A 12440-nucleotide genomic window follows, 5' to 3' on the forward strand; every position below is an offset into this window, starting at 1 on the left:
CGTCGCGCGCCGTTGCCTGCTCCCCGACATTGCTGTAAAGTTCCCCGCCTCATCGGCATGGGGAGGCAGCGATGTTTATTGGTTTTGACTACGGTACCGCGAACTGCTCGGTCGCGGTGATGGACGGCGACCGGCCGCGCTTATTGCCGCTGGACGGCGCGTCGCCCTATATGGCCTCTATGCTTTGCGCGCCGACGCGCGAGGCTGTCAGCGAATACCTGCATCAGTTCTGGCAGGTGCCCACCGGCAGTGATGAAAATCAACGGCTGCTGCGCCGGGCGATTAACGCCAACCGGGAAGAAGATATCGTCCTGACGGAGCAAAGCCTGCAGTTCGGTAGGCAGGCGCTGGCAAATTATATTGCCGATCCCGAAGAGGTTTATTTCGTCAAATCGCCTAAATCCTTCCTGGGCGCCAACGGTCTCAAGCCGCAGCAGATTGCGCTGTTCGAGGATCTGGTCTGCGCCATGATGCGTTATATCAAACGCCAGGCCGAGGCGGCCTTGTCCACGCCCATTACCCAGGCCATGATTGGCCGGCCGGTCAATTTCCAGGGCACCGGCGGCGAGGAAGCCAACCGTCAGGCCCAGGATATTTTGCAGCGGGCCGCCTCACGCGCCGGGTTTACCGATATCGACTTCCAGTTCGAGCCGGTGGCCGCGGGGCTGGATTTCGAAGCCACCCTCGATCGGGAAAAAATTGTCCTGGTGGTGGATATCGGCGGCGGCACCACCGACTGCTCGCTGCTGCTGATGGGGCCGGAATGGCTGAAGCAGCGGGATCGCCGGCAAAGCCTGCTGGGGCACAGCGGCTGCCGCGTCGGCGGCAACGATCTGGATATCATGCTCGCGTTTAAATCGCTGATGCCGGAGCTGGGCCTGGGCGGCATGACGGAAAAAGGCCTGGCGCTGCCCGCCCTGCCGTTCTGGCAGGCGGTGGCGATTAACGATATCCCGGCGCAGGGTGATTTTTACAGCAGCAATAACGGCCGGTTCCTGCGTGAACTGATCCGCGACGCCGCCGATCCCGAACGCGTCGGCGCCTTACTGCAGGTCTACCGGCAGCGGTTAAGCTATCGCCTGGTGAAGAGCGCGGAAGAGAGCAAAATCGCCCTGTCCAGCGAACCGGCGACCCGGGCGGGCCTGGAGTTTATCCGCCCCGGCATGCAGGTGCCCATCTGCCAGGCGGAACTGGAGGAGGCCATCAGGGCGCCGCTGGGCCGGATCCGGCAACAGGTGGACGACGTGCTGGCGCAGGGCGCCGCGCCGCGGCCGGATGTGGTCTATCTCACCGGCGGCAGCGCCCGCTCGCCGCTGTTGCGCCAGGCGCTTGAGCGCAGCCTGCCGGACATTCCGATCGCCGGCGGCGATGATTTCGGCTCGGTCACCGCCGGACTGGCGCGCTGGGCGCAGCGCCAGTTCATCGCCTGAAGCCGGGCGGCGGCCTTAGCGCCTGGCAGGCGGCTTAGCGCGGCAACCCGCCGTCGGTTTCCAGCAGGCCCTGGCGGATGATAAAGGCGATGAGCGTATCCAGGCCGTCGCCGGTTTTCAGGTTGGTGAACGCCCATGGGCGCGCTGGCCGCATCCGGTTGGTATCGCGCTCCATCACCTCCAGCGAGGCGCCGACGTAGGGCGCCAGATCGATTTTATTGATCACCAGGAAATCGGATTTGGTAATGCCCGGCCCGCCTTTGCGCGGGATCTTCTCCCCTTCCGCCACGTCAATCACGTAAACGGTCAGATCGGCCAGCTCCGGACTGAAGGTCGCGCTCAGGTTATCGCCGCCGCTTTCGATGAAAATAATGTCCAGATTGCCGAATTTGCGCGCCAGATCCTCCACCGCCGCCAGGTTCATGGACGCATCCTCGCGAATGGCGGTATGCGGGCAGCCGCCGGTTTCCACACCGACGATGCGATCGGCCGCCAGCGCGCCCGCCTCGGTGAGGATGCGCTGATCCTCCCTGGTATAAATATCGTTGGTCACCACCGCCAGTTGGTAGCGATCGCGCAGCGATTTACACAGCACCTCCAGCAGCGCGGTCTTGCCGGAACCCACCGGACCGCCGACGCCGACGCGTAAGGGTTGTTTATATTCTTGCATCTTAACTCCCGGATAACATCGCAAAATAGCGCATCGTCCCATGGCCCGTCCCGTGCCCAGGCCAGGGAGCGAAGCGTCCGCCGCTTGCGCCCGATAATGACATCATCAGGAACGAAACAGGCGTGAATACTGGGTTTCATGGCGGGACGACGCAATGGCCTGCAGCGGAAAACTGCCGCCCAGCGCATCGTCATCCAGCCGCCCGGCGCGGGCGAATGCCGCCGGCAGCAGCGCGGACAGCTCACGTAACAGGCTTTGCGCCTTCTGCTGGCCGAACGGCACCAGCTTCAGCCCCGCCATGACGCCGCTTTCCAGCACGCTGTAGCCGTAGCCCATGGCCAGCGCCTCCAGAGGAATCGCCCATTGCCAGCCCAGCCAGGCCATACCCGCCAATTGGCTCTGGCGCAGCGCCGGCAGCCATGCGCCGTCCAGCGGCAGGTCCGGCCATTCCAGGATCAGCCGGCTTAACGCCTGGCCCCGCTGCTGTTCTTCGCGCCTGAGCTCGCAGGTCTCGCGCGCGGCCAGCAGAAAATCGCTCCAGCGGGCAAACTGCCCGCTGTCATCCGCCGCGCAGGCCCGGTACAGGCGGATCAATACCGGCCAGTCCAGGCCGCCTAAGGTGTCGGCGATAATCTGCCGCTGCCAGTCGGCAAAGGCGTCGCCTGACATAACCCAGCCCGCCTCCACCGCCCATTCCAGCCCCTGCGAATAGGTAAAGCCGCCCACCGGCAGGCTGGGGCTGATAAGCTGCATCAGGCGCAGCAGCGCGGTTTGCTCCAGCATATCAGTGCGGATGATGATGGCCATGGGGCGCGCTCTGGTACGCCCCGGCCTCGGGTTCGAACGCCGCCTGCTCGGTCCTGACCGCCGCGCCCAATCCCATCACCATGGCGTCCAGCACATGATCGTGCTGATAGCGCACCCAATCGCGCTCGATCTGCAACGGCACATGGCGGTTGCCCAGGTGATAGCAGACCCGCGCCAGCAGCAGCGTATCGCGCGCATACACCGTGGAGACGGTTTCAGGCGCGGCAATCACCCGCACGACTTCGCCGCCGTCTTCGGTGGCAAGCACGTCCCCGCCGCGGATCACCTGCCCGCGCGGCAACAGCAGGCCGGCCTCGCGGCCGTCGTCCAGACGCACCTGGGCCCGGCTCTTGATGCGTGTATCCAGATCCAGCGTCACGGTGGCGGTAGCCGCCAAAGCCTTATCAAGGTGTTTCGTTAAAACAATCATCCTGATTCCCGACTCGGTTAAAAAAGAAAATAGCGCTGCGCCATCGGTAAGATATCGGCGGGCTCGCAGGTCAGGAGTTCGCCGTCGGCCCGGACCTGATAGGTCTGCGCGTCCACCTCGATGGTGGGCTGCCAATGATTATGGATCATATCGGCCTTCCTGACGTGGCGGCAGTGCCTGACCTCGCCCAGCAGGCTTTGCAGGCCCAGCCGGCCGGCCAGGCCGTTGCCGTACGCCGCCTGGGACAAAAACGTCATGCGCGTGGCGTGGCGCGCGCCGCCGAGCGCGCCGAACATCGGGCGGTAGTGGACCGGCTGCGGCGTGGGAATCGACGCGTTGGCATCGCCCATCGGCGCCATGGCGATCATGCCGCCCTTAATGATAAGCGCCGGCTTGACGCCGAAAAACGCCGGCGACCACAGCACCAGATCCGCCAGCTTGCCGCGCTCGATGGAGCCGACCTCATGGGATATGCCGTGGGTGATGGCCGGGTTGATGGTGTATTTGGCGATATAGCGCTTGACCCTGAAATTGTCGTTGCGCTCACCGTCCGGCGCGAGCGGGCCGCGCTGCACCTTCATTTTATGCGCCGCCTGCCAGGTGCGCAGGATCACCTCGCCCACCCGGCCCATCGCCTGCGAGTCGGACGACAGCATGGAGAAGGCGCCCAAATCGTGCAGGATATCCTCGGCGGCGATGGTTTCACGCCGGATGCGCGATTCGGCGAACGCCACGTCCTCGGCGATGCCGGCGTCAAGATGGTGGCAGACCATCAGCATATCCAGATGCTCGTCGATGGTGTTCACCGTATAAGGCATGGTGGGGTTGGTGGATGAGGGCAGGATGTTCGCGTGGCCGCACACCTTGATGATATCCGGCGCATGGCCGCCCCCCGCCCCTTCGGTATGATAGGTATGGATGGTGCGATCGCCGATGGCGGCCAGCGTATCCTCGACAAATCCCGCTTCGTTCAGGGTGTCGGTATGGATAGCCACCTGCACATCATACTTATCCGCCACGCCCAGGCAGCAATCGATGGCCGCCGGCGTGGTGCCCCAGTCCTCATGCAGCTTCAGGCCGATGGCCCCGGCTTCCACCTGTTCGGCCAGCGCTGCCGGCTGCGACGCGTTGCCCTTACCGGTAAAACCGATATTGACCGGCAGGGTTTCCGCCGCCTGCAGCATGCGCGCCAGATACCAGGGACCGGGGGTGCAGGTGGTGGCGTTGGTGCCCGCCGCGGGCCCGGTGCCGCCGCCGATCATGGTCGTTACGCCGGCGCAGATGGCTTCTTCCACCTGCTGCGGGCAGATAAAATGAATATGCGCGTCGATACCGCCGGCGGTGACGATTTTGCCCTCCGCCGCCACCACTTCAGTGCCGGGGCCGATGGGGATGGTCACCCCGGGCTGGATGTCCGGATTGCCCGCCTTGCCGATGCCGACGATCCGTCCGTCCTTGACGCCGATATCCGCTTTAACGATACCCCAGTGATCGATAATCAGGGCGTTGGTCAGCACCAGATCGACACAAAACGCCGACGTCATCTGCCCCTGCCCCATGCCATCGCGGATCACTTTGCCGCCGCCGAACTTTACCTCTTCGCCATACAGGGTAAAGTCCTTTTCCACCTCGATCCACAGCTCGGTATCCGCCAGCCGCAGCCGGTCGCCCACCGTGGGGCCGAACATTTCCGCGTAGGCGCGGCGGGAAATTTTGCTCATGACGATGACTCCAGCTTGCCCATGATCTCGCCGCGAAAGCCGTAGACTTCGCGTTTGCCCGCATAGGCCACCAGGGTAACGTCCCGGGACTGCCCCGGCTCGAAGCGCACCGCCGTGCCGGCGGCGATATCCAGCCTGAACCCGCGCGCCGCCGCGCGATCGAACTTCAGCGCCGGATTAACTTCGAAAAAATGGTAATGCGATCCCACCTGTACCGGCCGGTCGCCATGGTTGGCGACGGTAACCGTCACGCGATCGCGGTCGGTGTTAAGCTCGATATCGCCCTCGGCGATACACATTTCACCAGGTATCATAACGCCTCGCTGCTTGTCAGATTATCGGATCGTGGACCGTCACCAGTTTGGTGCCGTCGGGGAAGGTCGCTTCCACCTGCACGTCGGGGATCATTTCCGGCACCCCTTCCATCACGTCATCGCGGGTTAATACCTCGCGGCCCAGGCTCATCAGTTCGGCCACCGTCAGCCCGTCGCGCGCGCCCTCCAGGATCGCGGCGCTTATCAGCGCCACCGCCTCCGGATAATTCAGCTTCAGCCCACGGGCCTGCCGCCGTTCCGCCAGAAGGGCGGCGGTAAACAGCAACAGCTTGTCTTTTTCTCTTGGCGACAATTCCATTCTTCAACTCCTCAGGTTGCCCAGATACGCGGGGGCGACGCTTCCAGCCCCAGCATCCCGGGCCGTAAACAGGCCCAGATCCGGTGCAGCAGATGCTGCAGCCGCTGGTTATCATTATCCAGCACCCGTACGACCAGCAATGAATCCAGCAGGCTGGCGCCGGCCGCCGGCGCATGGGCGGCGTCGAGCAGCAGACGCACCTCGGCCAGCATCTTCTCGGTGACGGGGGTGGCATAAAAGGTCGCGCTTAGCGGATGGCCGCCCAGTTTTTCCAGCCGGCCCGCGCTGATGCGCAACCGCTCGAACAGGCCCGGCGATCCCGGCAGGATAATGCGCAGGGACGCATCCAGGCTACCGGAGGTAAAGGCTTCGCCGGCCGCCGGCCGGCCAAGGCACAGGGTTTCAAAGCCCAGCAGGCGCGCGCCGGGGGCCAGCCGGAACTCGGTATCGATAGCCACCCTGGCGGCCGGGAACAGGATATTATCCTGCGGCAGCCATTCAAGTATGCTGTCCTCGCCGAGCGAAAATCGCTGCGACACCCGGGCCAGCTGACCCGCGCTGCGGTAAAATTTGGTGGCGCCCGGCATGGTCAGCAGCGCATGACTCTGCGCCGCCATGGCGACCGATAATTCAAGCCGGTCACCGCCGACCACGCCGCCCGGCGGATGCAGCAAATAGACGTGGGGGTGATCGGCCTGGGGATAAAACGCCCGCTGCACCCGGTAGGGTCCGCTATGCCGCCGGGTCGTCAGCAACGTCCGGCCGTGGCGCCGCTCGAATCCCAGCGCGAGCTTACCCAGCCAGCCCGCGGGCGGCGGCACGGGTAGAACAGTGTCGTTTGTCATAGCACCCTACTGCACGGCATACCATGGCCTTGTAGTGACAGGCCATGAGATAACAAGTCCAAAGCCTTTCCGTAGCAATATTTAAGCCAATTCTCAACCGGGGATCACCTGTGCTCACGCCCTCATGGCGCACCATATTAGTGCCATGCCTGCACCCCAAGCGGTAACAGCGATAAAAATGCGCCATGCCGGTGCGCAAGGGTGAACGCGCTATAACGCCAACACCGCCTTCCCCGGCGGGGAAAACAGGGTTACCCGCCGACCCGGGTTCAGCTATAGGGCGAGATAAAATTAACCGTTGGGCGCGTTAAGGCACCGGGGATTAGGGGGCTAAAATGGCGTTAAGCCAAGGCGCCAGAACCGCGCAACATGGCGTACAGGGCGGTATCCCAGCGCTCCCGGCCCACTTTGGCCGAGCTGCGGCGCACGCCTTCGCGGATAAAACCCAGTTTTTCATAGGTGTGGATTGCCGCCTGGTTAAAGGTATAGACATTCAGTTCCAGACGCTCAATCAGCGGCTCGGCAAACACCCGCTGTACAATGGCGCTCAGAAAGGGGATGGCGATGCCCTGCCCCCGGTTGGCGGGGTTCACGGCCACCCGCCCCAGCAGGGCGACGCCGTTGCGCCAGTCAAAAGTCACCTGGGCGGTAGCGGTGGCCGCGCCGGGCTCCCCGGCGCAAAACAGCCATCTCCGGGGAGGCGTGCCGGCCGATTCGCCGAGCATTTCAGCTAATTGCGGCGGATCCAGGGGAAAACGCGGCAGGGGACCGCCCCATTGCGCCAGCTCTTTTTCGGTGTTAAACCAGCGGCAGATGCCGGGAAAATCAGCTTCCGCCATATGACGTATATTCATTCTACCCCGCCGTGTAAGGACATTAACCCGACCCTGGGATATCTGTCCCGAAATGGACCGCATCCCGGCCGCTTTTGGCCTGTACTATATCAATATATTTTGTTAAAAATCACAAGTTGCCGTCAAACTTTATCACGTGGGGACAAGATGCTTGAATTACGCCCGAACTGCGAACGCTGTGATTGCGATTTACCCCCCGCAAGCCATCAGGCGCGCATCTGTTCTTATGAATGCACCTTCTGCGCCGACTGTGCCGCCAATGAACTTAATAATACCTGCCCCAACTGCGGCGGAGAATTAACTGCCAGGCCCATCCGTCCACCCCACCGGCTTAAACTGCATCCGGCCTCGACACGGCGTATTATTGCAAAACGTTAACTTTCAGCTATCGAATCCATCTATGAAAGCAGCTATCAAAGATAAGGCATTAACGTAATATGCTTTCATCGGCGACAAAGGAATGATGACCATTCGGTGCTGGCCGATAGATAAAGGATTAATACCCTTATCCGGCCCACTTTTTGTGCATAAAATTAACGTTATCCGAGGCAAAAAATGTATAATTTTTCACGTTTTCAGGCAAAAGAATTGGCATTGGCCTACATGAGCGGCAAGGCCACCGGCCTGACGCCGGAAGAATTTTTTCAACAGGTGATGAAAGCGGAAAAATCCTTTGATTCCCTGATCAGAACAGGAACCGCGCAGCCCGCCAAGGGTGTGCTGGTCAAATCCTTTTAACGCCCGCGGGCGGGAAAGTGAAGCCGCCCGCCCGGTATGATGCCCTACCCGGCGCGTGGCTCCTCCCGGCATGGCTGCGCGCCGCGGCCGCGAGGTTTATTTCCAGGCGCTGGCTTCATCCAGCACGCGGACATCCTCGGCGCTGAGCCGCAGTTCAAGCGCTTGCGCCAGTTCGTCAAGCTGTTCCACCGACGTTGCGCTGGCAATAGGCGCCGTGATGCCGGGCTGCTTGAGATTCCAGGCCAGCGCCACCTGGGTCGGCGTGACCTGGTGCTGCTCGCTGACGGCATCCAGCGCCTTCAGGATGCGCAGGCCGCGCGGGTTTAAGTATCCCTCGACCACGCTTTGCCCGCGCGGGCTTTTGGCGGCATCTTCGGCGGCGCGGTATTTACCGGTCAGGAAGCCGCTTGCCAGCGCGTAAAAGTTGATTACGCCAACGCCATGCGCGGTCACCACCGGCGCCAGGTTCTGCTCGTATTCCTGGCGATCGTAGAGATTAAACTTGGGCTGCAGCGTTTCATAACGCGCCAGGCCATTCTGTTCGCTGATGCGCAGCGCCTGCGCCAGGCGCGGACCTTCATAATTCGACGCCCCGATGGCCCGCACCTTGCCTGCTTTTATCAAGGCGTCGAACGCGGCCAGGGTCTCCTCCAGCGGTACGGACTTGTCGTCGTCGTGGGATTGATAGAGATCGATATAATCGGTTTGCAGGCGCTTAAGCGACTCTTCCACCGCGCGTTTGATATATCCCGCCGACAGCCCCTTTTTATCGCCGCCCATGGGCTTGCCCACCTTGGTGGCGATAATCATCCCGTCCCGCCTGCCGCTTTTTTTCAGCCACTCGCCGATAATGGTTTCGGATTCGCCGCCCTGGTTGCCGTCAACCCAGGCCGAGTAGACGTCGGCCGTATCGATGAAATTCAGCCCGCGCTCCGCCAGGGCGTCAAGCAGGCGAAAGGACATCTGCCGGTCGATGGTCCAGCCAAATACATTGCCGCCGAATGCCAGCGGCGGCACGGTAATCCCGGAACGGCCCAGCGTTCTTGTTTCCATGGTGATACCCCCTTATTGCTGTTGAGCGTTACTGTTTTGCCATGCTGACTACCTTAGCACTCCCCAGGTTACGCGCCAGCCTTTGCCGGCTCTCCCGCGCCTCCCGCTCCAGCCAGTGCTTGAACAGCGTAAGCGAAGGCGACAGGACCTTTTGCTCAGGATGAATCAGATAATAAGAGGCGCCGCTTTGTATGCACAGCGGAAATGGCGCCGTCAGACGCCGGGCCTCAAGATCGAACTCCAGCAGGCAGAGATCGCCCATGGCGATGCCATATCCCTGCAGGGCCGCGGTCATGGCCAGATCCAGCGTGTCAAAATGCTGCGCCTTGGTCAGCGGCGCTACGTCGCAGCCCGCCGTCTTTAACCATAATAGCCAATCGCGGCGATCGCGGGTGGGATGAAGCAGGGTTTTATCCGCCAGCCGGGCGACGTCGGCGTCAGGCGCGGTCCACAGTGCCGGGATGCACACCGGAGTGAGTATTTCATCAAACAGCGGGGTGGCCTGGATGCGTTTATTCTCCGGCCGGCCGAAGATCACCGCCGCGTCAAAATGTTCGCTGGCGAAATTAACGCCGTGCGAGAATGAGGTGGTCAGGGCGATATCGATTTCCGGATGCTGGTTTTGCAGTTGCATAATGCGCGGCAGCAGCCAGCGCATGGCGCAAGTGGGGCATTTTACCCGCAGCGTGCCCGTGCGCCTGGCGGCAAGGGCAAGCGTGGCGTCGATTTGCCCCAGCGCCTGCTGCAGCGGCGCCAGCAGGGCGGCGCCCTGCTCGGTCAGTTCCAGTCCCCGCGCCTGGCGAATAAACAGCGCGCAGCCCAAGTGCCGTTCCAGGCCGGCTATCTGGCGGCTGACGGCGCCCTGGGTGAGATGCATATGTCGCGCGGCATGGGTGAAATTTAGCCGCTCAGCGACTACGATAAAGGTTTTCAGCACGTCCAGCGAGGGCAGCGGATTCATGATTCGGCTCCGGATAACAGCAGGATTGATGAAACATCCACGGGCATGGCTCCAGTGGTAATAGGGCCGGCGAAGGCGGCTGCGCCGCGCTGATGAGATTATCGCCGCGCTCCAGGCATGTTCCCGGCGCATGGCATGCATGATAAAGGATCGGTTGTCGCGCGGCCGGATATGTTGCTTAATCATGATTCATCCAGCCTTACGTGTCACGGCTTTTGCGGTTTTAACCCTACCAGGAGGTTGTTCCCATGCAGAGCGTTATTCCCCCCAGGTCTAAGTTGCCCGATGTCGGCACCACGATCTTCACCACCATCGGACAGCTGAGCGCCGAGCACCAGGCCCTGAATCTGTCCTCGGGGGCGCCAAGCTTTGACTGCGATCCGCTGTTGATAGACGGCGTGGCGAAAGCCATGCGTGCCGGACATAACCAGTATGCGGCAATGCCGGGACTGATGGCCCTGCGCGAGGCGCTGGCGGATAAAGTCGAGCGCCTGTACGGCTGCCGGTATGATCCTGAAAGCGAAATCACCATACTCGCCAGCGCCAGCCAGGGGCTTTACAGCGCCATCAGCGCCCTGGTGCATCCGGGCGACGAGGTGATCTATTTTGAACCGGCGTTTGACAGCTATTCCCCCATCGCCCGCTTGCAGGGGGCGGTGCCGGTGCCGGTGAAAATCCCGCTGGAACAGCACGCTATCGATTGGGACGCGGTGGCCGCGGCCGTGACGCCGCGCACGCGCATGATTATCGTCAACAGCCCGCATAACCCTACCGGCATGGTGTTCAGCGAAGAAGATATCCAGCGGCTGACCGCCCTGACCGCCGGCACCGATATCCTGATCCTCTCCGACGAAGTGTATGAGCATATGGTGTTCGACGGCGCGCCTCACCGCAGCATGGCGGCGTATCCCGCCCTGGCCGAGCGAAGCGTGGTGGTTTCGTCCTTCGGTAAAACCTACAGCGTCACCGGCTGGCGCGTGGGGTATTGCCTGGCGCCGGCCGAATTGATGCTGGAAATCCGCAAGGTGCATCAGTTTATGGTTTTTGCCGCCGATACGCCGATGCAGTATGCGTTTGCCGAAGCGTTGGGCAAGCCGGAAAGTTATCTCGGCCTGGCGGCTTTTTACCAGCAAAAGCGCGATATACTGACCCGCGCCCTGCGGGATTCGCCGTTTAAACTGCTGCCCAGCGCGGGCGGTTTTTTCCTGTTGGCGCAGTTCAGCCATTTCTCGGCGGACAGCGATAACGATATGGTTATAAAATTAATCCGCGATGCCAAAGTCTCGTCGATACCCCTGTCGGCGTTTTACAGCGACGGCACCGAAACCGGCATGATCAGGCTCAGTTTCGCCAAAGATGAAGCCACGCTGCGCGAAGGCGCGCGCCGGCTTTGCGCATGGCGCCAGGCGTAAGCGGCCGGGATGGCCGTATTTTTTTGACGTTCACACACTACCTATGACGGGACACGACAATGAAAAAAATAGCGACACTGTTGATATTGGCCTGCGGCATGGCCGCGCTGCCGGCCATGGCGGCCGAGGGCAAAATCCGTTTTGGCCTGGAAGCGCTTTACCCGCCGTTTGAATCCAAATCGCCGAGCGGTGAATTGCAGGGGTTCGATATCGATTTGGGCAACGCCGTGTGCCAGGCCGCCGGCGTCAAATGCGAATGGCTGGATACCTCATTCGATGGTTTAATCCCGGCGCTGCAGGGACGCAAATTCGACGCCATCAACTCGGCGATGAATGTCACCGAGAAGCGCCGCCAGGCCATCGATTTCACCCAGGTGATCTATCGGGTGCCCACCAAACTTATCGCCCGCGCCGACGCGGGGCTGCAGCCGACCCCGGACGCGCTGAAAGGTAAAAGCATCGGCGTGCTGCAAGGCTCCATCCAGGAATCCTACGCCAACGCCCACTGGGCCGGCCAGGGCGTGAACGTGGTGGCCTACCAGGATCAAAACCAGATCTATATGGATTTGACCTCCGGCCGCCTCGATGGCACGCTGGTGCTGGCGCCGGCCGGGCAGTCCGGTTTCCTGTCCCAGCCCCAGGGCAAGGGCTTTGCGTTTAGCGGACCCGCGGTCAGCGATGACGCCATCCTCGGCAGCGGCATCGCCTTCGGCATTCGCAAAGGCGACGACGCCCTGAAAAAACAGCTGGACGACGCCATCGCCAAGGTGAAGGCCCAGGGAACCATCGGCACCCTGGCGAAAAAATATTTCGGCGATATCGACGTGTCCGCCCCCGACTGATGCGTCCGCAGGCCCCGGAAAGCACTTTTCGGGGCAATATTCAT

The 12440-nt window shown here is 61.9% G+C and carries 15 protein-coding genes; 5 read left to right on the top strand and 10 right to left on the bottom strand.

The window, feature by feature from the left end; translation table 11 throughout:
* Positions 1 to 71 precede the first annotated feature (71 nt).
* Positions 72 to 1430, top strand: coding sequence for a molecular chaperone (gene yegD, locus ACL2XQ_RS19035; RefSeq protein ID WP_413723400.1), 1359 nt, complete (start codon positions 72 to 74; stop codon positions 1428 to 1430).
* A 34-nt stretch (positions 1431 to 1464) separates the two neighbouring features.
* On the opposite strand, the gene ureG is transcribed toward yegD, so the two are convergent.
* The 8 genes from ureG to ACL2XQ_RS19075 all read right to left on the bottom strand — a co-directional run bounded on the left by ureG (position 1465) and on the right by ACL2XQ_RS19075 (position 7390).
* A complete protein-coding gene (gene ureG / locus ACL2XQ_RS19040) occupies positions 1465 to 2100 on the bottom strand; it encodes an urease accessory protein UreG (RefSeq protein WP_413723401.1) in 636 nt (211 codons plus the stop codon).
* Positions 2101 to 2205: 105 nt separating this feature from the next.
* Entirely contained in the window at positions 2206 to 2883 is a 678-nt protein-coding gene (locus ACL2XQ_RS19045; protein WP_413723478.1) for an urease accessory protein UreF, read from the bottom strand.
* 1 nt (position 2884) lies between these two features.
* Positions 2885 to 3337: an urease accessory protein UreE gene (gene ureE, locus ACL2XQ_RS19050; RefSeq protein ID WP_413723402.1), complete on the bottom strand. Its 453-nt coding sequence runs from the start codon at positions 3335 to 3337 to the stop codon at positions 2885 to 2887.
* Between the two features lie 17 nt (positions 3338 to 3354).
* Positions 3355 to 5058, bottom strand: coding sequence for an urease subunit alpha (ureC, locus tag ACL2XQ_RS19055; protein WP_410014071.1), 1704 nt, complete (start codon positions 5056 to 5058; stop codon positions 3355 to 3357).
* The gene (locus ACL2XQ_RS19060; protein ID WP_410014070.1) at positions 5055 to 5372 is read right to left on the bottom strand and encodes an urease subunit beta; all 318 of its coding nucleotides are present in this window, start codon (positions 5370 to 5372) and stop codon (positions 5055 to 5057) included. The genes ureC and ACL2XQ_RS19060 overlap by 4 nt, the downstream gene beginning before the upstream one ends.
* 16 nt (positions 5373 to 5388) lie before the next feature.
* Entirely contained in the window at positions 5389 to 5691 is a 303-nt protein-coding gene (locus ACL2XQ_RS19065; protein ID WP_323476240.1) for an urease subunit gamma, read from the bottom strand.
* An 11-nt stretch (positions 5692 to 5702) separates the two neighbouring features.
* A complete protein-coding gene (locus tag ACL2XQ_RS19070; RefSeq protein ID WP_410014069.1) occupies positions 5703 to 6536 on the bottom strand; it encodes an urease accessory protein UreD in 834 nt (277 codons plus the stop codon).
* A gap of 341 nt (positions 6537 to 6877) precedes the next feature.
* Positions 6878 to 7390, bottom strand: a complete 513-nt coding sequence (locus ACL2XQ_RS19075) for a GNAT family N-acetyltransferase (protein ID WP_413723403.1) — start codon at positions 7388 to 7390, stop codon at positions 6878 to 6880.
* A 147-nt stretch (positions 7391 to 7537) separates the two neighbouring features.
* Here ACL2XQ_RS19075 and ACL2XQ_RS19080 point away from each other — a divergent pair, with 147 nt between their 5' ends.
* Complete coding sequence (locus ACL2XQ_RS19080; RefSeq protein WP_410014067.1) at positions 7538 to 7768, top strand: DUF1272 domain-containing protein; 231 nt, start codon at positions 7538 to 7540, stop codon at positions 7766 to 7768.
* Between the two features lie 177 nt (positions 7769 to 7945).
* Positions 7946 to 8128, top strand: a complete 183-nt coding sequence (locus ACL2XQ_RS19085; RefSeq protein ID WP_410014066.1) for a hypothetical protein — start codon at positions 7946 to 7948, stop codon at positions 8126 to 8128.
* A 96-nt stretch (positions 8129 to 8224) separates the two neighbouring features.
* Here ACL2XQ_RS19085 and ACL2XQ_RS19090 read toward each other — a convergent pair whose 3' ends face one another.
* Entirely contained in the window at positions 8225 to 9181 is a 957-nt protein-coding gene (locus ACL2XQ_RS19090) for an aldo/keto reductase (RefSeq protein ID WP_413729671.1), read from the bottom strand.
* A gap of 28 nt (positions 9182 to 9209) precedes the next feature.
* Entirely contained in the window at positions 9210 to 10142 is a 933-nt protein-coding gene (locus ACL2XQ_RS19095) for a LysR substrate-binding domain-containing protein (RefSeq protein ID WP_413723405.1), read from the bottom strand.
* 248 nt (positions 10143 to 10390) lie between these two features.
* Between ACL2XQ_RS19095 and ACL2XQ_RS19100 the strand changes: the two genes are divergently transcribed.
* Both ACL2XQ_RS19100 and ACL2XQ_RS19105 read left to right on the top strand, forming a co-directional pair.
* Positions 10391 to 11554, top strand: coding sequence for a methionine aminotransferase (locus ACL2XQ_RS19100; RefSeq protein ID WP_410014063.1), 1164 nt, complete (start codon positions 10391 to 10393; stop codon positions 11552 to 11554).
* A gap of 59 nt (positions 11555 to 11613) precedes the next feature.
* Entirely contained in the window at positions 11614 to 12396 is a 783-nt protein-coding gene (locus ACL2XQ_RS19105; protein WP_413721144.1) for an ABC transporter substrate-binding protein, read from the top strand.
* The last annotated feature ends 44 nt before the right edge of the window (positions 12397 to 12440 follow it).

It is taken from the genome of Sodalis sp. RH14 (assembly GCF_047324285.1).
GTDB lineage: Bacteria > Pseudomonadota > Gammaproteobacteria > Enterobacterales > Enterobacteriaceae > Acerihabitans.